This window comes from Streptomyces sp. NPDC030798, from assembly GCF_055572275.1.
In genome coordinates, this window is record NZ_JBVIDR010000004.1 from 1 (window position 1) to 20,890 (window position 20,890).

Annotated in this window: 13 protein-coding genes, 1 tRNA gene and 1 rRNA gene; 12 read left to right on the forward strand and 3 right to left on the reverse strand. The window is 70.5% G+C overall.

The window, feature by feature from the left end; genetic code table 11:
• The first annotated feature begins 157 nt into the window (after nt 1-157).
• The 3 genes from rrf (at nt 158) to ACZ404_RS10815 (ending at nt 1,210) form a co-directional block, all read left to right on the forward strand.
• A 5S ribosomal RNA gene (gene rrf / locus ACZ404_RS10805) occupies nt 158-274 on the forward strand.
• A 114-nt stretch (nt 275-388) separates the two neighbouring features.
• Nucleotides 389-1,051 (forward strand): DegT/DnrJ/EryC1/StrS family aminotransferase, encoded by a 663-nt coding sequence (locus tag ACZ404_RS10810; RefSeq protein ID WP_468438984.1) that lies wholly within the window; start codon nt 389-391, stop codon nt 1,049-1,051.
• An 83-nt stretch (nt 1,052-1,134) separates the two neighbouring features.
• Nucleotides 1,135-1,210: transfer RNA gene (locus ACZ404_RS10815), tRNA-Thr, on the forward strand.
• A 61-nt stretch (nt 1,211-1,271) separates the two neighbouring features.
• On the opposite strand, the gene ACZ404_RS10820 is transcribed toward ACZ404_RS10815, so the two are convergent.
• Entirely contained in the window at nt 1,272-4,031 is a 2,760-nt protein-coding gene (locus tag ACZ404_RS10820) for a SpoIIE family protein phosphatase (RefSeq protein ID WP_468438176.1), read from the reverse strand.
• A 411-nt stretch (nt 4,032-4,442) separates the two neighbouring features.
• Between ACZ404_RS10820 and ACZ404_RS10825 the strand changes: the two genes are divergently transcribed.
• The 9 genes from ACZ404_RS10825 to ACZ404_RS10865 all read left to right on the forward strand — a co-directional run bounded on the left by ACZ404_RS10825 (nt 4,443) and on the right by ACZ404_RS10865 (nt 18,871).
• Nucleotides 4,443-9,905 carry a HAMP domain-containing protein gene (locus ACZ404_RS10825; RefSeq protein ID WP_468438178.1) on the forward strand — a complete coding sequence of 1,821 codons (5,463 nt, stop codon included), beginning with the start codon at nt 4,443-4,445 and terminating at the stop codon, nt 9,903-9,905.
• 274 nt (nt 9,906-10,179) lie between these two features.
• Entirely contained in the window at nt 10,180-10,860 is a 681-nt protein-coding gene (locus ACZ404_RS10830) for a response regulator (RefSeq protein WP_468438180.1), read from the forward strand.
• Nucleotides 10,861-10,984: 124 nt separating this feature from the next.
• Nucleotides 10,985-13,738: a DNA translocase FtsK gene (locus ACZ404_RS10835; RefSeq protein ID WP_468438182.1), complete on the forward strand. Its 2,754-nt coding sequence runs from the start codon at nt 10,985-10,987 to the stop codon at nt 13,736-13,738.
• 277 nt (nt 13,739-14,015) lie between these two features.
• Entirely contained in the window at nt 14,016-14,858 is an 843-nt protein-coding gene (locus ACZ404_RS10840; RefSeq protein ID WP_468438184.1) for a helix-turn-helix domain-containing protein, read from the forward strand.
• A gap of 94 nt (nt 14,859-14,952) precedes the next feature.
• Nucleotides 14,953-16,422 (forward strand): 30S ribosomal protein S12 methylthiotransferase RimO, encoded by a 1,470-nt coding sequence (gene rimO, locus ACZ404_RS10845; protein WP_468438186.1) that lies wholly within the window; start codon nt 14,953-14,955, stop codon nt 16,420-16,422.
• Nucleotides 16,419-17,189: a CDP-diacylglycerol--glycerol-3-phosphate 3-phosphatidyltransferase gene (pgsA, locus tag ACZ404_RS10850; RefSeq protein WP_468438189.1), complete on the forward strand. Its 771-nt coding sequence runs from the start codon at nt 16,419-16,421 to the stop codon at nt 17,187-17,189. The genes rimO and pgsA overlap by 4 nt, the downstream gene beginning before the upstream one ends.
• Nucleotides 17,186-17,731: a CinA family protein gene (locus ACZ404_RS10855; RefSeq protein WP_468438193.1), complete on the forward strand. Its 546-nt coding sequence runs from the start codon at nt 17,186-17,188 to the stop codon at nt 17,729-17,731. Before pgsA ends, ACZ404_RS10855 begins: the two co-directional genes overlap by 4 nt.
• A gap of 109 nt (nt 17,732-17,840) precedes the next feature.
• A complete protein-coding gene (locus ACZ404_RS10860; RefSeq protein ID WP_014675397.1) occupies nt 17,841-18,215 on the forward strand; it encodes a helix-turn-helix domain-containing protein in 375 nt (124 codons plus the stop codon).
• 185 nt (nt 18,216-18,400) lie between these two features.
• The gene (locus ACZ404_RS10865) at nt 18,401-18,871 is read left to right on the forward strand and encodes a Dps family protein (RefSeq protein WP_468438195.1); all 471 of its coding nucleotides are present in this window, start codon (nt 18,401-18,403) and stop codon (nt 18,869-18,871) included.
• A gap of 331 nt (nt 18,872-19,202) precedes the next feature.
• Here ACZ404_RS10865 and ACZ404_RS10870 read toward each other — a convergent pair whose 3' ends face one another.
• Both ACZ404_RS10870 and ACZ404_RS10875 read right to left on the reverse strand, forming a co-directional pair.
• Entirely contained in the window at nt 19,203-19,967 is a 765-nt protein-coding gene (locus ACZ404_RS10870; RefSeq protein WP_468438197.1) for an SDR family NAD(P)-dependent oxidoreductase, read from the reverse strand.
• Between the two features lie 36 nt (nt 19,968-20,003).
• A complete protein-coding gene (locus ACZ404_RS10875; protein WP_468438199.1) occupies nt 20,004-20,858 on the reverse strand; it encodes an Fpg/Nei family DNA glycosylase in 855 nt (284 codons plus the stop codon).
• Between the last annotated feature and the right edge of the window lie 32 nt (nt 20,859-20,890).

The window sequence follows — 20,890 nt, forward strand, 5'->3', positions numbered from 1 at the left end:
GTTGATAGGCCGGATCTGGAAGCCAGGTAACTGGTGGAGGTGACCGGTACTAATAGGCCGAGGGCTTGTCCTCAGTTGCTCGCGTCCACTGTGTTGGTTCTGAAACCACGAACAGCCCCATGTGCCACACATGGTCCGGTTGTCAGTTTCATAGTGTTTCGGTGGTCATAGCGTGAGGGAAACGCCCGGTTACATTCCGAACCCGGAAGCTAAGCCTCACAGCGCCGATGGTACTGCAGGGGGGACCCTGTGGGAGAGTAGGACACCGCCGAACAATTATTGAAAGGGTCGGTCCCCGAACTTCGGTTCGGGGACCGACCCTTTTCTGGTATGCGTAACTTTACGTTCACGTTGCCCGCTCAGCATCGTTGCCATGGGTACTGCTGCAATGCTCAGGGCCGCCGGCGTCGGAGCCGGTGACGAGGTTGTCGTCCCGGCCTTCGGGAACGTGGAAGTCGCCGAGGCCGTGACCCTGGCGGGTGCGCTTCCGGTGTTCGCCGACATAGATCCGGTGACCTACTGCCTCGACCCCGAAGCCGTCGAGGCAGCCGTAACTCCGCGCACCGCCGCGGTCGTTGTCGTACACCGCTTCGGACGGCGGGCCGACATCGGGCGATTGCACGCGCTCGGGCAGCGGCACGGCCTGCTGGTGCTGGAACAGGGCGAGTCGGCGGCGCCGTACGACGAGATGGCGCAGCGCCGGGAGCGGGCCGCTTACCTGGACACCCGGCTCAAGGGCGTACGGACCCCGACCGGCGGGGACGGGCACACGTACCAGCAGTACGTCGTGCGGGTGCCGGGGAACGGCCGGCCGGACCGGGACGCCTTCGCGCGAGCCCTGCGGGCCAAGGGAGTTGAGTGCCTGGTACCGGTCAAGACGCCTGTGCACCGGTTGCCGCAGTTCCGTCGCTGCCTGTCACTGCCGGAGACCGAGCGGGCTGCTGACGAGACGCTCGCGCTGCCCGTGGACGCCTCGCTCACCAAGCGGGAGATGCAACGGATCGTCTCGGCCTGCAATGCCCTCGGGGGCCTGCTCCAGCCCGCCTTCTGAGCGGGTGCCGAACGAATTTGGGAACCGCGCCGGTTCGGGGTACAGTTTCTTCGTCGCCGGGAGGGAAACCTCGAAAGCGACCGGCCCCTATAGCTCAGTCGGCAGAGCGTCTCCATGGTAAGGAGAAGGTCAACGGTTCGATTCCGTTTGGGGGCTCCAGCAAAAAGCCCCACCCTCTTGGGTGGGGCTTTTTCGTGCGGGCTCGGCCTGCCCTGTGATCTCAGACTTCCTTGTGGATTTCCGGGACCCGCATCGCCAGGATCGCCATGTCGTCCGACGGCGCGTCAGACGCGAAGCGTTCCACCGCGCGCATGATGCGGGCCGCGACCGCGCCGGCCGTGAGGCCCGTGCAGGTGGTGAGGACGTCGGCGAGGCCGTCGTCGCCCAGCATGCGGGTGCCCTCCCGGCGTTCGGTGACCCCGTCGGTGACGCAGAGCAGCACGTCCCCGGGGTCGAGGCTGACCGTCTCCTCGTAGAGTTCGAGATCCTCGATGACGCCGAGCAGCGGCTGCGGTTCGGCCGCCGCGACCACCGTGCCGTCCTGGCGCAGGCGCAGCGGGAGCGGGTGGCCGGCGCAGACCACCTTCAGTTCGGCGCTGCCGTCCTCCTGGGGGCGCAGCTCGCCGTAGAGGAGGGTCAGGAAGCGGCTGCGGTCGCCCTCGTCGAGAATGGCCGAGTTCAGGCGCTGGAGGACCGCCGGGCCGGAGAGCCCTTCGCGGGCCAGCAGGCGCAGGGCGTGCCGGGCGAGGCCGGTGACGGCTGCGGCGTTGGGTCCGGTGCCGCAGACGTCGCCGATAGCGAAGCCGTAGGCGCCGTTGCCGATGGGGAACAGGTCGTAGAAGTCGCCGCCGACCTCGTTGCCCTCGCCGGCCGCGCGGTAGATGACCTCGACCTCGACGCCGTCGATCTGCGGCAGGCCGGGCGGCAGGAGGCTGCGCTGGAGGGACTGGCTGATCGCTGTGCGCTCCGAGTACAGGCGGGCGTTGTCCAGCGCGAGAGCGGCCCGGCGGGACAGGTCCTCGGCGAGTTCGAGGATCTCCTGGCGGAAGTGTTCGTCGGTGGGCTTGCCGAGGGTCAGCATGCCGATGACGCGGTTGCGGGCGACGAGCGGCAGGACGACCGTCTCGCCGCCGACCGCGGAGGCGGTCGCGAGCGTGGGGCCGATGCCGGAGGCCACCTGGTGGGTGGGGCCGCCGGCCAGGCCGAGGCTGCGCATCGAACTGCGCAGGGCAGCCCGGTGGGCGACCTCGCCGGGGGCGTTCCAGACTCGGGCGCCCGGGGTGGGCACCGGGTCGGGCGGGGAGATCTTCGACAGCAGCGACTTGATGCCGTCGATGAGTTCCTCGTCCTCGTGCAGTACGTACGACAGGTACGGCTCGGAGGCCTGGTCGGCGATCGTGTAGACCGCGCACCAGGTCGCGAGGGTCGGGACCGTCATCTGGGCCATGAGGGCCAGGGTCTGGTCCCGGTCCAGGGTGCCGGCCAGCAGGTCGGAAGCCTCGACGAGGAAGCTCAGGGAGCCTCGGCGCAACCGCTCCAGTTCGCCGAGGCGGGCGGACTCGACGGCCAGGGCGATGCGGTCGGCGGCGAACTGCAGGCGCAGTGCCTCTTCGTTGGAGTACCGTCCGGGCGCCTCGGCAGCGACCCCGAGCGAGCCGGTGAGGCGGCCCTCGACCTTGAGCGGGACCGTGACCACCGAGCGCATGCCGGTGCCGGACAGCAGGGGGACGGCGCCGGGGACCGCGCTGAGGTCGTCGTGGACGGCGGGCATGCGGGCGGAGCCGTAGCGTCCGGGGCCGGCCTCCACGGGCACGCGCGCGAAGCGCTGGCGGGCGGAGGGCAGACCGGTGGAGGCGCGGACCTCCAACTCGGTCTCGTCGTCGGTGGCGAGGAGCAGGAACGCGGAGTCGCCGTCGAGCATGTCGCGGGCCCGCTCCACGGTGCGCTGGAGCAGTCCGTCGAGGTCGTCCGGGGCGGGGGAGCCGATGAACACCTCGAAGGGGTCGGTGTTCTGCCCGTCGGAGGGGGCGTTCTGGTCGCCGGCGGGCAGGCGCGAGGGCGTCTGCAGGACGGCGCGCTCGTGGTCGCGGACCAGGAGACAGACGGTGGAGGGCTCGCCGCCGGTGTCGCGGACCCTGAGGTGGGAGGCGTAGACCGGGGCCACCCGGCCGTCGGCGCGGCGGATGCCGTAGCTGCCCTCCCAGCGGGAGAGCTGCAGCGCCTCGGCGATGCCGGTGCCGGTTCCGGGGGTGTGCGGCCAGGCCGCGAGGTCGGTGAGGGGCTTGCCGACGACCTCGCTCGCCGGGTAGCCGAAGAGTTCCTCCGCGTCCTCGTTCCAGGCGCTGACGGATCCCTTCCGGTCGATCTGGAGGACCGCGACGCGGACCCGGCCGTCGGCGAGCGGGAGCAGGTCGGCGGGCAGGGAGGGGCCGGCGGCGCGGGTGCCGACGGGGCGTTCGGGCAGGTCGAGCTGGAACCAGACGTTCTTGTGCGTGGGTGTGTAGTCGACGCCCCAGCGGGCGGCCAGGGCCGCGCAGAGCTGGAGGCCGCGGCCGCCTTCGCGGTCGGGGCTGCCCATGGCGGAGGGGGAGCCCTGGAGGGGGACCTCGCGCTCGGGGTAGCGGTCGGAGACCTCGATGCGCACGGCGTCCTCGGTGCGCAGGCACAGCACGTCCGCGTGCGTGCCCGCGTGCACCACCGCGTTGGTCACCAGTTCGCTGGTGAGCACCACCGCGTCGTCGACGATGTCGGCGAAGCCCCACCCCTGCAGGGTGTCGCGGACGAAGGACCGGGCGGTCGCGACCGATCGCCCGACGGGCTCGAAGCTGGCAGCCGCGCGCGCGGTGATCACAGAACTCCTCGGCCGGTTGTCGACGTGCAGGGCTGAGTGGCCGGCCGGCTCGCGCCGCTGCTGCGGCAGTAGCTCGCCCGTCGGCCGTGGCTCCGGGGGATGCTCCCCGGGGATCAGTCCGGTGGTCATGGTCTGCGGCCGCCCCTCCGATGCCCGCTCGTTCTGGTGCCACCGCCCAGGCCGGTCGGACCGGTGCGGCTGGACAGCCGCATGCAAGGTTACTTACCTTCGCCGTCCGAGCGGATGCCGGTCGCCGGGGTTCACCCCCTCAGGGTGTGCGGACGATGTGCGAAGCTGCCGAACTGTTATGGCCTGGTTCGACCGGGGTGAAACACTGGGCAAGCTTCTGATGAAGGTCGGGTCGCGCTGCGTGCGTTCCGTGTACGCCGGGCAGCAGCCCCTGGTGTGGCCGGATCTCGTCTGGCAGAAATACCGAACAGTAATGAGTACGCGGAAGTAACCGGTATGCCGGGGAAGCGGCACGCCGGGCCGACGCGGCCGAGCACGGCAGTAACGGTCTACCCCTCCGGGAGGGACACAGTGGAGTCTGGCGCAGCGACGCGGGGCACGAAGACGCGCGCGAAAGGCGGACCGTCCCTGAGCAGGAACGGCGGCACCACCGCCGTGGACACCGCTGCCCTGAACCGGCTGCTGGCGGCTCTTGTGGCGATGCGCGACGGCAACTTCCGCAAACGGCTCACCGTCTCCGGCGACGGTGTGATGTCGGAGATCGCGGCGGTCTTCAACGAGGTGGCCGACCGCAATCTGCACCTGACGGGCGAGATGTCGCGGGTGCGCCGCATGGTGGGGCGTGAGGGGAAGCTCACGGAACGGCTGGAGACGGGGGCCTGCGAGGGCTCGTGGGCCACCGCCATCGACAACTCCAACGCGCTCGTCGACGACCTCGTATGGCCGGTGTCGGAGGTCAGCCGGGTGTTGACGGCGGTCGCCGAGGGCGATCTGTCGCCCCGGATGGACCTGCGGACGCAGGCGCCGGACGGGACCACCGGGCATCCGCTGCGGGGCGAGTTCCTGAAGGTCGGCCGTACGGTCAACAACCTGGTCGACCAGTTGTCGACGTTCACCGACGAGGTCACGCGTGTGGCCAGCGAGGTGGGCACGGAGGGCAAGCTGGGCGGCCAGGCGCGGGTGCGCGGGCTGTCGGGTTCCTGGAAGGACCTGACGGACTCCGTCAACACGATGGCGTCCCGGCTGACGGCGCAGGTCCGGGACATCGCCCTGGTGACCACCGCGGTGGCCAAGGGCGACCTGTCGCGCAAGGTCACCGTGCATGTCGCCGGCGAGATGCTGGAGCTGAAGAACACCGTCAACACGATGGTCGACCAGCTCTCCGCGTTCTCCTCGGAGGTGACGCGGGTCGCGCGCGAGGTGGGCACGGACGGCATCCTCGGCGGTCAGGCGCACGTTCCGGGTGTGGACGGCACCTGGAAGGAGCTCACCGACTCGGTGAACCTGATGGCCGGCAATCTGACGGCCCAGGTGCGCGGCATCGCCCAGGTGACCACGGCGGTGGCCAACGGCGATCTGTCGCAGAAGGTGACCGTCCCCGCGCGCGGGGAGGTCGCGCAGCTCGCGGACACGATCAACCAGATGACCGAGACGCTGCGGATCTTCGCGGACGAGGTCACGCGCGTGGCGAACGAGGTCGGTGCCGAGGGCCGGCTGGGCGGTCAGGCGACGGTGCCGGGTGTCGCCGGCACGTGGAAGGACCTGACGGACTCCGTCAACACGGTGTTCCGGAACCTGACGACGCAGGTGCGGGACATCGCCGCGGTGACGACCGCGGTGGCCAGTGGTGACCTGTCGCAGAAGGTCACGGTGGACGTGGCCGGCGAGATGCTGGAGCTGAAGAACACCGTCAACGGGATGGTGGACCAGCTGTCGGCGTTCGGTGCCGAGGTGACCCGTGTCGCGCGGGAGATCGGTGTCGAGGGTGAGCTGGGCGGCCAGGCGCAGGTGCCGGGTGCGGCCGGTACGTGGAAGGACCTGACGGACTCCGTCAACACGGCGTTCCGCAATCTGACCGGTCAGGTGCGCAACATCGCCCAGGTGACCACGGCGGTGGCCAACGGCGACCTGTCGCAGAAGGTCACCGTGGACGTCTCCGGCGAGATGCTCCAGCTCAAGAACACCGTGAACACGATGGTGGACCAGCTGTCGAGCTTCGCCGACCAGGTCACCCGGATGGCGCGGGACGTGGGCACCGAGGGCCGCCTCGGCGGTCAGGCGCGCGTGGACGGCGTGTCGGGCACGTGGAAGGAGTTGACGGACTCCGTCAACTTCATGGCCGGCAACCTCACCTCCCAGGTGCGGCAGATCGCCCAGGTGACGACGGCCGTGGCGCGGGGTGACCTGTCGCAGAAGATCGATGTCGACGCGCGCGGGGAGATCCTCGAGCTGAAGAACACCATCAACACGATGGTTGATCAGCTGTCCGCCTTCGCCGACCAGGTGACCCGGGTCGCCCGGGACGTGGGCACCGAGGGGCGCCTCGGCGGTCAGGCGCAGGTGCCGGGCGTGGCCGGTGTGTGGCGGGACCTGACCGACTCCGTGAACGGCATGGCGGGCAACCTCACTGCCCAGGTGCGCAACATCGCCCAGGTGGCCACCGCCGTGGCCCGCGGCGACCTGTCCCAGAAGATCACCGTGGACGCGCGCGGGGAGATCCTGGAGCTGAAGAACACGCTGAACACGATGGTCGACCAGTTGTCGTCCTTCGCCCAGGAGGTCACGCGAGTGGCCCGTGAGGTGGGCACGGAGGGCATCCTGGGCGGCCAGGCCGAGGTCCAGGGCGTCTCCGGCACCTGGAAGGACCTCACGCAGTCCGTGAACTTCATGGCGAACAACCTGACCATCCAGGTGCGCAACATCGCCGAGGTCACGACGGCGGTCGCCAAGGGCGACCTGTCCAAGAAGATCACCGTTGACGCCAAGGGCGAGATTCTTGAGCTCGTCACGACGGTCAACACGATGGTTGATCAGCTGTCCAGCTTCGCCGAGCAGGTGACCCGGGTGGCCCGTGAGGTGGGTACCGAGGGCATCCTGGGCGGCCAGGCGCACGTTCCGGGCGTCACGGGCATCTGGAAGGACCTGAGCAACAACGTCAACCTGATGGCCAACAACCTGACCATGCAGGTGCGCAACATCTCCCAGGTCGCGGCGGCGGTGGCCAACGGTGACCTGACGCGGCAGGTGACCATCGAGGCGCGCGGTGAGGTGGCGCAGCTCGCCGACACCATCAACACGATGGTCAAGACGCTGAGTTCGTTCGCCGACCAGGTCACCAAGGTGGCCCGTGAGGTGGGCACGGACGGCATCCTGGGCGGCCAGGCGCACGTACCGGGTGTGGCCGGCACCTGGAAGGACCTCACCGAGTCCGTGAACCAGATGGCGTCCAACCTGACCGGTCAGGTGCGCAACATCGCGATGGTGACGACGGCCATCGCGAAGGGTGACTTGACCAAGAAGATCGACATTGACGCCCGCGGTGAGATCCTCGAGCTGAAGACGACGATCAACACGATGGTTGATCAGCTGTCCAGCTTCGCCGAGGAGGTCACGCGTGTGGCCCGCGAGGTGGGTACCGAGGGGCAGCTCGGCGGCCAGGCACGCGTGCGGGACGTCGACGGCACCTGGCGGGACCTCACCGAGTCCGTGAACGAGATGGCCGGGAACCTGACCCGGCAGGTGCGTGCCATCGCGCGCGTGGCGACCGCGGTGACCCGCGGCGACCTGAACCTGAAGATCGACGTGGACGCGTCCGGCGAGATCCAGGAGCTGCAGGACTACATCAACAAGATGATCGCCAACCTGCGCGACACCACGATCGCCAACAAGGAGCAGGACTGGCTCAAGGGCAACCTTGCCCGCATCTCCGCCCTGATGCAGGGCCGCCGGGACCTGGAGGACGTCGCCTCGCTGATCATGAGCGAGCTGACCCCGGTGGTCTCCGCGCAGCACGGCGCGTTCTTCGTGGCGATGCCGCTCATGGAGGGCCAGGACCTCGGGGGCGGTGCCGAGGACCAGTACGAACTGCGGATGCTCGGCTCGTACGGCTACTCGATGGGCTCCATGCCGACGTCGTTCCGGCCGGGTGAGGCGCTCATCGGCACGGCCGCCGAGGAGAAGCGCACGATCCTGGTGGAGAACGCGCCCAGCGGCTATCTGAAGATCTCCTCCGGGCTCGGCGAGGCCCCGCCCGCGCAGGTGATCGTGCTGCCGGTGCTGTTCGAGGGCACGGTGCTCGGCGTGATCGAGCTGGCGTCGTTCACGCCGTTCACGCAGATCCAGAAGGACTTCCTCAACCAGATCGCCGAGATGATCGCGACCAGCGTCAACACCATCTCGGTCAACACCAAGACCGAGCAGCTGCTGAAGCAGTCGCAGGAGCTGACCGAGCAACTGCGCGAGCGGTCGGCGGAGTTGGAGAACCGGCAGAAGGCGCTGCAGGCCTCCAACGCCGAACTGGAGGAGAAGGCCGAGCTGCTGGCCCGGCAGAACCGGGACATCGAGGTGAAGAACACCGAGATCGAGGAGGCCCGGCAGGTCCTGGAGGAGCGTGCCGAGCAGCTCGCGGTGTCGATGCGCTACAAGAGCGAGTTCCTCGCCAACATGTCGCACGAGCTGCGTACGCCGCTCAACTCGCTGCTGATTCTGGCCAAGCTGCTCGCCGACAACGCCGAGGGCAACCTCTCGCCGAAGCAGGTGGAGTTCGCCGAGACGATCCACGGCGCCGGCTCGGACCTGCTGCAGCTGATCAACGACATCCTGGACCTGTCGAAGGTCGAGGCGGGCAAGATGGACGTCTCCCCGACGCGCATCGCGCTCGTCCAGCTCGTGGACTACGTGGAGGCCACCTTCCGGCCGCTGACGGCGGAGAAGGGCCTGGATCTGTCCGTGCGGGTCTCCCCGGAGCTGCCCGCGACCCTGCACACCGACGAGCAGCGGCTGCTGCAGGTGCTGCGGAACCTGCTGTCCAACGCGGTGAAGTTCACCGACTCCGGATCGGTGGAGCTGGTGATCCGGCCCGCCGGCGCGGATGTGCCGGTGGGTATCCGCGAGCAGCTGCTGGAGGCCGGCTCGCTCACCGATGCGGACGCGCCGCTGATCGCGTTCTCGGTGACCGACACCGGTATCGGCATCGCGGCCAGCAAGATGCGGGTGATCTTCGAGGCGTTCAAGCAGGCGGACGGCACGACGAGCCGCAAGTACGGCGGCACCGGGCTGGGACTGTCCATCTCGCGGGAGATCGCGCAGCTGCTCGGCGGCGAGATCCACGCGCAGAGCGAGCCGGGCCGCGGCTCGACGTTCACGCTCTACCTGCCGCTGCACCCGAGCGAACTGCCGCCGCAGGGCTACCAGCAGTCCCTGGCCACGCTGGAGGCCGGTGAGCTGGTCGCCTCCGAGGCGCGCCGGTCCTCGGAGCTGTCCGCAGCGGAGATCGAGACGCCGGCCGAGGTGAAGTCGTACCAGGAGACGCAGAACGGCGCGGCCGCGCTCTTCCGGCGCCGCCGGCGCAGTCTGCTGTCGTCGGAGCAGCGGCCCGAACAGTGGACGACGGTCGCCGAGCAGGACAGCGCGCCGCAGTCCGCGCGCGGGGTGCGGTTCGGCGGTGAGAAGGTGCTGATCGTCGACGACGACATCCGCAACGTGTTCGCGCTGACCAGCGTCCTGGAACAGCACGGGCTGTCGGTGCTGTACGCCGAGAACGGCCGCGAGGGCATCGAGGTGCTGGAGCAGCACGACGACGTGGCGGTGGTGCTGATGGACATCATGATGCCGGAGATGGACGGGTACGCGACGACCACGGCGATCCGCAGGATGCCGCAGTTCGCCGGGCTGCCGATCATCGCGCTGACCGCGAAGGCGATGAAGGGCGACCGGGAGAAGGCCATCGAGTCGGGTGCCTCCGACTATGTGACCAAGCCGGTCGACCCGGACCACCTGCTGGCGGTCATGCGGCAGTGGATGGGTGCCGAGTGACGGAACGGCGCCGCGCGGACGTGAACGTGGCGGGAACCGGGCGCGAGTACCCGGGGCCGCCGGTTCGCGGGATGGTGGGAGGTGTGGGAATGCCGGATTCCGGGAACGTTCCGGACTCGCGCCGCGTTTCAGGTACGTGCACAGTGACATCACGGTGACAGGGTGTGGCGACGGGCGGGGTGCGGCTACGATGACCGGCACAAGGACGGGCGGCGAAAGGGAGTCGTCCCCTGGGGCGGCGCCCGGTGTACCGCCGGGGCGAGGAGGGCGGGCCATGGTGCAGAAGGCCAAGATCCTCCTGGTCGATGACCGGCCGGAGAATCTGCTGGCGCTGGAGGCCATCCTCTCTGCGCTCGATCAGACGCTGGTGCGGGCATCGAGCGGGGAGGAAGCGCTCAAAGCACTGCTCACGGACGATTTCGCGGTCATTCTGCTGGATGTCCAGATGCCGGGCATGGACGGGTTCGAGACAGCCGCGCACATCAAGCGGCGGGAGCGGACCCGGGACATCCCGATCATCTTCCTCACCGCGATCAACCACGGCCCGCACCACACCTTCCGGGGTTACGCGGCGGGCGCGGTCGACTACATCTCCAAGCCGTTCGACCCGTGGGTGCTGCGCGCGAAGGTCTCGGTGTTCGTCGAGCTGTACATGAAGAACTGCCAGCTGCGGGAGCAGGCGGCGCTGCTGCGGCTGCAGTTGGAGGGCGGCGGCAAGGGCGCGGTCGGCGGCAAGGAGTCCGCCGGGCTGCTCGCCGAGCTGTCGGCGCGGCTCGCCGCCGTGGAGGAGCAGGCGGAGGCGCTGTCCAAACAGCTGGACGACGAGTCGGCGGACGCGGCCGCGGTGGCCACGGCGGCCCATCTCGAACGCAAACTCACCGGGCTGCGCCGGGCGCTGGACGCCCTCGAGCCGGGCGCGGGCAGCGGCGGCGCGTCGGTGCCGTCGCAGAACTGACGCGCGGGGAGTGCGGAGTTGCCCGTGAGCGTGCGTCAGTTCCGCGCCCCGGCGGGGGCGACACGAACGGGTGAAGCAGTGGGCACACGTGTCCGCAGTCGTCTCCCCCGGTAACCTCACCTCCATGGCCTCACGTCCCTCCGCAGCCAAGAAGCAGCCCGCCAAGAAGGCGGCTGCTCCGGCGAGGGCTTCGGCGAAGAAGGCCGCCGCGAAGAAGGCCCCGGCCAAGAAGGCGCCCGCCAAGAAGGCCCCGGCGAGGAAGGCCGCGCCGCCCAGGCCGGCCCCCAGCCCCACGGGGGGCCTGTACCGGCTGGTGCGCGCCCTCTGGCTGGGGCTCGCGCACGCCGTCGGCGCCGTCTTCCGGGGCATAGGGCAGGGCGCGAAGAATCTCGACCCGGCCCACCGCAAGGACGGCATCGCACTGCTGCTGCTCGGTGTCGCGCTGATCGTCGCCGCCGGCACCTGGGCCGACCTGCGCGGCCCCGTCGGCGACCTCGTGGAGATCCTGGTCACCGGCGCCTTCGGCCGGCTCGACCTGCTGGTGCCGATCCTGCTCGCCGTGATCGCCGTACGGTTCATCCGGCACCCGGAGCAGCCGGAGGCCAACGGCCGGATCGTCATCGGCCTGTCCGCGCTCCTCGTCGGCGTGCTCGGCCAGGTCCACATCGCCTGCGGCTCGCCCGCCCGCAGCGACGGCATGCAGGCCATAAGGGACGCCGGCGGCCTCATCGGCTGGGCGGCGGCGACCCCGCTGACGTACGCCATGACCGAGGTGCTCGCCGTACCCCTGCTGGTGCTGCTGACGATCTTCGGGCTGCTCGTGGTGACCGCCACCCCGGTCAACGCCGTCCCGCAGCGCCTGCGCGCGCTCGGCGTGCGCCTGGGCCTGCTGCCGGACCCGGAGGAGTACGAGGAGACCGCGGACGACCAGCGGTACGAGGAGCAGTGGCGCGAGGCGCTGCCCGCGCGCCCCCGCGGGCGCCGTGGCGCCCCGGAGGCGTACGACCACGACAGCGCCGAGGAGCAGGCCCTCTCGCAGCGCCGCGGCCGCCCCCGGCGCTCCGCGGTGCCGCAGCCCGATCCGCACCGGCAGATGGACGCCGTGGACGTGGCGGCCGCCGCCGCGGCCGCGCTCGACGGTGCCGTGCTGCACGGCATGCCACCGTCGCCGCTCGTCGCCGACCTCACCCAGGGGGTCAGCGTGGGCGAGCGGGAGGACACCACCCCGGTGCCCGCGCCGGCACCCGCACCCGCAGCTGCGCCCGCGCCCGCTGCGGCGCCCGTCCCGGCCGCGCGGCCGAAGCAGGAGAAACTCCCGACCGGGAGCGTCCCCGACCTCACCAAGAAGGCCCCCGAGGAGCCGCGCGACCTGCCCGCGCGCGCGGAGCAGCTCCAGCTGTCCGGGGACATCACCTACGCGCTGCCCTCGCTGGACCTCCTCACGCGCGGCGGCCCCGGCAAGGCGCGCAGCGCCGCCAACGACGCGGTGGTCGCCTCGCTCACCCAGGTCTTCACCGAGTTCAAGGTCGACGCGGCCGTCACCGGCTTCACGCGCGGACCGACGGTGACCCGCTACGAGGTCGAACTCGGCCCCGCCGTGAAGGTGGAGCGCATCACCGCGCTGACGAAGAACATCGCGTACGCGGTCGCCAGCCCGGACGTACGGATCATCAGCCCCATCCCCGGCAAGTCCGCGGTGGGCATCGAGATCCCCAACACCGACCGCGAGATGGTGAACCTGGGCGACGTGCTGCGCCTCGCGGAGTCCGCCGAGGACGACGACCCGATGCTGGTCGCCTTCGGCAAGGACGTCGAGGGCGGGTACGTGATGCACTCGCTGGCGAAGATGCCGCACATGCTCGTCGCCGGTGCCACCGGATCCGGCAAGTCGTCCTGCATCAACTGTCTGATCACCTCGGTCATGATGCGGGCGACCCCCGAGGACGTCCGGATGATCCTCGTCGACCCCAAGCGCGTCGAGCTGACCGCCTACGAGGGCATCCCGCACCTGATCACGCCGATCATCACCAATCCGAAACGGGCCGCCGAGGCGCTGCAGTGGGTCGTGCGCGAGATGGACCTGCGCTACGACGACCTCGCCGCCTACGGCTACCGGCACATCGACGACTTCAACCGCGCCGTGCGCGAGGGCAGGGTGAAGCCGCCGGAGGGCAGCGAGCGCGAGCTGCAGCCGTACCCGTACCTGCTGGTGATCGTGGACGAGCTGGCCGACCTGATGATGGTCGCCCCGCGCGACGTCGAGGACGCCATCGTGCGCATCACTCAGCTCGCGCGCGCGGCCGGCATCCACCTGGTGCTCGCCACCCAGCGCCCGTCGGTCGACGTGGTCACCGGCCTCATCAAGGCCAACGTGCCCTCGCGGCTGGCGTTCGCCACCTCCTCGCTCGCCGACTCGCGGGTCATCCTCGACCAGCCCGGCGCCGAGAAGCTCATCGGCAAGGGCGACGGACTGTTCCTGCCGATGGGCGCGAGCAAGCCGACGCGTATGCAGGGCGCGTTCGTCACCGAGGCCGAGGTCGCGGCCGTCGTGCAGCACTGCAAGGACCAGATGGCGCCGGTCTTCCGGGACGACGTCACCGTGGGCAGCAAGCAGAAGAAGGAGATCGACGAGGACATCGGCGACGACCTCGACCTGCTGTGCCAGGCGGCCGAGCTGGTGGTCTCCACCCAGTTCGGGTCGACGTCGATGCTCCAGCGCAAGCTGCGCGTCGGCTTCGCCAAGGCGGGGCGGCTGATGGACCTCATGGAGTCCCGGAACATCGTGGGGCCCAGCGAGGGTTCGAAGGCGCGTGACGTTCTGGTGAAGCCCGACGAGCTGGACGGGGTGCTCGCCCTGATTCGCGGAGAGTCCGAGTAGGTCCGTGGGTCACTCGGCGTGTCGGGTGTACGCCGGGTGGCGCATCGTCGTGATCGAGCCGTTAGAGAGCGCCGGGCAACCGTTTCCCTTTGCGGTACGTCAAGTTGAGCGAAAGGGCAGTTACGGCTCCCGTGACGGGGTACGTGTCTGTCCCACCATCGGATTGTCCGGCCATTCCGATGGCGTATAAAGAACCACCGCCCGGTCGCTCCACCTTTCGCACCCCCCTAGACTGAACCTCCAGCACAGGTGGCTAGAACGCTCGAAAGGCGCCCCCGTGTCCATCGGCAACTCCCCTGAAGACGAGCGTCCGTTCTCCGACGTGTCCGAGGAAGCCCGTCCCTCCGTGGGTCGTGCCCTGCAGCAGGCGCGTATCGCGGCCGGGCTCACCGTCGACGACGTCAGCAGTGCCACTCGTGTCCGGATCGCCATCGTGCGCGCCATCGAGGCGGACGACTTCACCCCGTGCGGCGGTGACGTGTACGCCCGTGGGCACCTGCGCACGCTGGCCCGGGCCGTCCACCTCGACCCCGCACCGCTGATCGCGCAGTACGACGCCGAGCACGGCGGGCGGCCCGCACCGACCCCGGCCGCGCCCCTGTTCGAGGCGGAACGCATCCGCCCCGAGCGACGGGGGCCCAACTGGACCGCGGCCATGGTCGCCGCGATCGTCGCCGTCATCGGCTTCGTCGGGTTCACCGCGTTCAAGGGCGGCGGCAGCGGCAACGACGCCAAGTCCCAGGTGGCCGAGGGCACCACGCACAAGCCCAGCACATCCGCCTCGCCCACCCCCAAGAAGGACAAGCCGGCGGCGCCGACGGCCGAGCCGTCCGACAGCGCCATCGCGGCCGCGCCGCAGGACAAGGTCACCGTCCAGGTCAGCGCGGCGAACGGGCGCAGCTGGATCTCCGCCAAGGACCACAACGGCCGGATGCTCTTCGACGGGCTGCTGCAGAAGGGCGCGTCCAAGACCTTCCAGGACAGCTCCAAGATCAACCTGATCCTCGGCGACGCCGGCGCGATCCAGCTGTACGTCAACGGCAAGAAGATCGAGGACGACTTCCGCCCGGGCGCGGTGGAACGCCTCACCTACACCAAGGGCGACCCGGAGGTCGGCTAGCAGGCCCTTCCCGGAACGGGTGGGTGACGGGGTCGGCCAAGATCGCCAACCCCGTCGACATGGGGTGTCCGTGGGACGAAGTAGTCTTGAGCCCATGCCTGAACGCCGTACCGTCGCACTCGTCACTCTCGGCTGCGCCCGTAACGAGGTGGACTCGGAGGAGCTCGCAGGCCGTTTGGAGGCGGACGGCTGGCAGCTCGTCGAGGACGCCGCGGACGCCGATGTCGCCGTGGTCAACACCTGTGGCTTCGTCGAAGCCGCCAAGAAGGACTCCGTCGACGCCCTCCTCGAGGCCAACGACCTCAAGGACCACGGCAGAACCCAGGCCGTCGTGGCGGTGGGCTGCATGGCCGAGCGATACGGCAAGGAACTGGCCGAGGCGCTGCCCGAGGCCGACGGCGTGCTCGGCTTCGACGACTACGCGGACATCTCCGACCGCCTGCAGACCATCCTGTCCGGCGGTGTCCACGCCTCCCACACCCCGCGCGACCGCCGCAAGCTGCTGCCGATCAGCCCGGCCGAGCGCCAGGAGTCGGCCGCCGCCGTCGCCCTCCCCGGCCACGGCCCCGCCGACCTGCCCGAGGGCGTCGCGCCCGCCTCCGGCCCGCGCGCCCCCCTGCGCCGCCGTCTGGGCGGCTCCCCGGTCGCCTCGGTCAAGCTCGCCTCCGGCTGCGACCGGCGCTGCTCCTTCTGCGCCATCCCGTCCTTCCGCGGCTCCTTCATCTCCCGCCGCCCCAGCGACGTGCTCAACGAGACCCGCTGGCTGGCCGAACAGGGCGTCACGGAGATCATGCTCGTCTCCGAGAACAACACCTCCTACGGCAAGGACCTCGGCGACATCCGGTTGCTGGAGTCCCTGCTGCCCGAGCTGGCCGAGGTCGACGGCATCGAACGCGTGCGCGTCAGCTACCTGCAGCCGGCCGAGATGCGCCCGGGGCTCATCGACGTACTGACCTCGACCCCCAAGGTCGCGCCGTACTTCGACCTGTCCTTCCAGCACTCCGCCCCCGCCGTGCTGCGCGCCATGCGCCGCTTCGGCGACACCGACCGCTTCCTGGAGCTGCTCGACACCATCCGCTCCAAGGCGCCCGAGGCCGGCGTGCGCTCCAACTTCATCGTCGGCTTCCCCGGCGAGAGCGAGTCCGACCTGGCCGAGCTCGAGCGCTTCCTGAACGGCGCCCGCCTGGACGCCATCGGCGTCTTCGGCTACTCCGACGAGGAGGGCACCGAGGCGGCGACGTACGACGGCAAGCTCGACGAGGACGTCGTCGCCGAGCGCCTGGCGCGGGTGTCCCGGCTCGCCGAGGAGCTGGTCTCGCAGCGTGCGGAGGAGCGCGTCGGGGAGACCGTCCGCGTCCTCGTGGAGTCCGTGGACGACGAAGAGGGCGTGTACGGCCGCGCCGCGCACCAGGCGCCGGAGACCGACGGCCAGGTGCTGCTCACGAGCGGCGCGGCTCTCACGGTCGGACGTATGGTCGAGGCGAAGGTGGTCGGCACGGAAGGTGTCGACCTGGTGGCCGAGCCGCTGAGCTCGCTCGCGTGTAGTGAGGAGGCGGACAGATGACCGGAGTCCCGGCATCCGCCGCGGGTGGCTCCTCCGGTGCGCAGGGCGCCCGGGGTTCCGCCGCCGCTGCCGACGGCGCTGCGTCCGAGGTCTCCGGCACTGTTCCTGATTCCGGCTCCGGCCCGGCCGGTGAGGCGAGGCCCGCGCGCGGCGGGAAGATCGCTGCCGCGGCCGTCAACCAGGCGAGCGTGTGGAACGTCGCCAATCTGCTGACGATGCTCCGCCTCCTCCTCGTGCCGGGCTTCGTCGCGCTGATGCTGGCGGACGGGGGGTACGACCCGGCCTGGCGCTCGCTCGCCTGGGCGGCGTTCGCCGTCGCCATGATCACCGATCTGTTCGACGGGCATCTGGCGCGCACCTACAACCTGGTCACCGACTTCGGGAAGATCGCCGACCCCATCGCCGACAAGGCGATCATGGGGGCGGCGCTCATCTGCCTGTCGGGCCTGGGCGATCTGCCCTGGTGGGTGACGGCGGTGATCCTGGGCCGGGAACTGGGCATCACGCTGCTGCGATTTCTGGTCATTCGCTACGGTGTGATTCCCGCGAGCCGGGGCGGCAAGCTCAAGACGCTCACCCAGGGCGTCGCCGTCGGGATGTACGTCCTGGCACTGACGGGGTGGCTGGCGACCCTGAGGTTCTGGGTGATGGCCGTGGCCGTCGTCCTCACTGTCGTCACAGGCCTGGACTATGTGAGACAAGCCATTGTGCTGCGCCGGCGGGGAATCGCCGAGCGTGCGGCATCGTTGGAGGAGAAGGAAGCGTGAGTTCCGCGGCCACCGAACTGGTGCGACTACTGACCGTGAGGGGCCAGACCCTCGCCGTCGCCGAGTCGCTCACCGGTGGTCTGGTCGCGGCGGAGATCACTTCCGTCCCCGGAGCGTCCAAGGTCCTGCGGGGCTCGGTGACCGCCTACGCCACCGAGCTCAAGCACGAACTGCTGGCGGTCGACGCAGCCCTGCTGGCACAGCACGGGGCGGTGGATCCGCAGGTCGCGGCCCAGATGGCGGCCGGGGTGCGCAAGGCTCTGGGAGCCGACTGGGGCATCGCCACGACCGGAGTCGCCGGCCCCGACCCCCAGGACGGCCGGCCCGTGGGGACGGTCTTCGTGGCCGTCGACGGGCCGCTCACCGACCGCTCCGGTTCTGCCGGTGGCGGAAAAGTGGAGGCCCTGCGGTTGAACGGCAGCCGTGCGGAAATTCGTATGGAGAGTGTACGGAGCGTACTCGCCCTGCTTCTGAGGGGGCTTACGGGCGAACAGACTGGGAATGAGCGGGCACAGGATACGGAACGGAACGGGGGGTTTTGATGTTTGCAGCCCTGAGTGAACACGACATCGCTCCCCGCACGGCCGCGGCGCAAGGCGGTACGGTGGGGCGAGAAGGATGCGGCTACGCGGTCCGAGGAGGGAGCCACCGATGATTCTGCTCCGTCGCCTGCTGGGTGACGTGCTGCGTCGGCAGCGCCAACGCCAGGGCCGTACTCTGCGCGAAGTCTCCTCGTCCGCCCGAGTCTCACTCGGCTATCTCTCCGAGGTGGAGCGGGGGCAGAAGGAGGCTTCCTCCGAGCTGCTCGCCGCCATCTGCGACGCGCTGGACGTACGGATGTCGGAACTCATGCGGGAAGTGAGCGACGAGCTGGCGCTCGCCGAACTGGCCCAGTCCGCCCGGGCCACCGAGCCCGTACCCACGCCGGTCCGTCCGATGCTGGGTTCCGTGTCGGTGACCGGTGTGCCACCGGAACGGGTGACCATCAAGGCACCCGCCGAGGCCGTGGACGTGGTCGCCGCGTGACCTTGGCGCGCGCGGCCCACTGACCCGAGACGTGTGAAGCCCCGGCCGGGATCTCCAGGAAGCCCTGGGCCCCGGCCGGGGCTTTCGTCGTCCCTGGGAGGGTGTTTTTGCGTCCGTTTGCCGGTATCGGGCGGGGCGGTCATGGTGGAGGGACGTGACGGCGCCCCACCACCCGGAGGAAGCGGATGTACGTCGTGAAGAGCCCGTTGTCCGACGACGCCCTGAAGACCGTGGCGGAGGCGCTGCAGGGCGCCCTCATGGATCTGGTGGACCTGGCGCTGGTCGCCAAGCAGATCCACTGGAACGTCGTCGGCCCCCGCTTCCGGCCCATTCACCTGCAGCTCGACGAGGTCGTCGGCTCCGCGCGCAGCCACTCCGACACGGTGGCCGAACGGGCCTCGGCGCTCGGCGTGCCGCCCGACGGACGCGCGGCCACGGTGGCCTCCGGCAGCGGCATCGGGACCACCCCGGCCGGCTGGATCAAGGACTCGGACGCGGTCCGGGCGATGGTGGACGCGCTGGGCGCGGTGATCACGCGGATGCGGGAACGGGTGGCAGCCACCGGCGACGCGGACCCCGTCTCCCAGGACATCTTCATCGGCATCACGGCCGACCTGGAGAAACATCATTGGATGTTCCAGGCCGCGAACGCGTGAGCGGTGCGGCCCCGTGGCGCTGCCGGCGCCTGCATCCGTGAGCCCTCCGGTGCGCCTCCCGCGCGCGTGAGACGGCGTTCTAGCGTCCCGCTGGAGGTGACGGCCATGGTGAGGCGGATGGTGCGCTGGGGGGCCGTTCTCGGGCTGGGAGCGGTGTGGTGGTGGGCCGTGCTGAGGATCGTGCTGCGCGATGATGCGGGCGTGCTCGAAGGGGCCGTCGCGGTCGGCGGGTGGGGGCTGAGCGTGCTGCCGGTGCACTGCGTGCCCAAGGGGCGCGCGGCGGGGGCCGTGGCGTCGGGGCGGTGGGCCGCCGCCTGGCGGGAGGGGGCCGCTACCAGGGCATGGCCACGCCGCCGTTCGGCCGCAGGATCTGACCTGTCATGAACGACGACGCGTCCGACGCCAGGTAGAGCACCGTGTGCGCGACGTCGTCGGGCTCGCCGACCCGGCCGAGCGGCGCCATCCGCGCCATCAGCGTCTCGGTGTGCGCCTGCGCCTCGCTGTCGTGGCGGTCGGTCATGGGGGTGCGGATCCAGCCCGGGGCGACCGCGTTGACCCGGATGCCGTGCCGGCCGACCTCGGTCGCCAGCGTCTTCGTCAGCTGGACCACGGCCGCCTTGGCGGCGCCGTAGCACAGCAGCCCGGGGCCGCCGGTGTCGACCGCACCGGACGCCATGGTGACCACGCTGCCGCGGGTGCCCTGGGCGAGCATCAGCCGGACCGCTTCCTGGCAGGCGTGGAGCACACCCTTGAAGTTGACGTCCAGCACCCGGTCGAGGTCCTCGTCCCGGGTCTCCAGGACCGGGCTGCTGTGCATGATCCCGGCGATCGCCGCCATGACGTCCAGCCGCCCGCAGGACCGTACGGCCGCGCCGAGGGCGGCCCGGTCGGTGACGTCGAGGACATGCGTGCGGGCGCTGCCGCCGCGGTCCTCGATCAGCTTGGCGGTGCCGTGCAGGCCGTCCGCGTCCAGGTCGGCACAGTGCACCGTCGCACCCGCCTCGGCGAGCAGGACCGCGCAGGCCCGGCCGATGCCGCCGGCGGCTCCGGTGACGAACGCGGTGCGTCCCGTGAGGTCGTACGCCGTGAGGGGCATGCAAGGACCGTACGAGCGTTTCTGACGGGGCGTCAATCAGTACGGCAGAGAAGGCCGGCGAGGGTAGCGCTCCCGCCATTGCTGCGCCGTGCCCGGCGCCGGGGCGGGGCCGGTCTGGCAGGCCGGGCACCAGTAGGTGGGGCGCTCCTGGGAGCCGTCGCCCTGGTCGGCCACCCGGACCGGTGTTCCGCAGCGCAGACAGGGGCGGGGTGCGCGGCCGTACACGAACAGGTCCTGCCGGGGCAGGCCGGTGGTCTGGCGTACCGGGCGGACGCGGTTGACCTCCAGGAGCCTCTTGGCGAGCGGGGGCAACTGGGCGGCGCGGTCCGCGGGCAGGGCGCCGACCGGCAGCCAGGGGGTCACACCGAGCAGGAAGCACAGCTCGCTCTTGTAGACGTTGCCGATGCCGGCGAGATTGCGCTGGTCCAGCAGGGCCTCGCCGAGAGGGCGGGCGGGGTCCTCGAGGAGGTTGGCGAGGGCGCGCCCGGGGTCCCAGTCCGGGCCCAGCAGGTCGGGGCCGAGGTGGCCGACGACCCGGTCCTCCTCGCCGGTGCGCAGCAGCTCCATCACCTGCAGGCGGTACCCCACGGCCGTGCGGTCGGCGGTGCCGAGGATCACGCGGATCTGGTGCGCGGGGCCGCCGCGCCAGCGCTCGCCCGTGCCGAACACCTTCCAGGAGCCCTCCATGCGCAGATGCGTGTGGAGGGTCAGGCCGCCCTCGAACCGGGTGAGCAGATGCTTGCCGCGGGGCATCGTGTTCAGCACCGACCGGCCGGCGAGATCGACCGTGGCGTATTTCGGCACCCGGAAGTCACTGCGGGTCAGCACCTTGCCGGCAAGAGCCTCATGCAGCCGCCTCGCGGCCTGCCAGACGGTGTCACCTTCGGGCATGCGTCAAGGGTGCCACGGAGGGGCACGGGCGG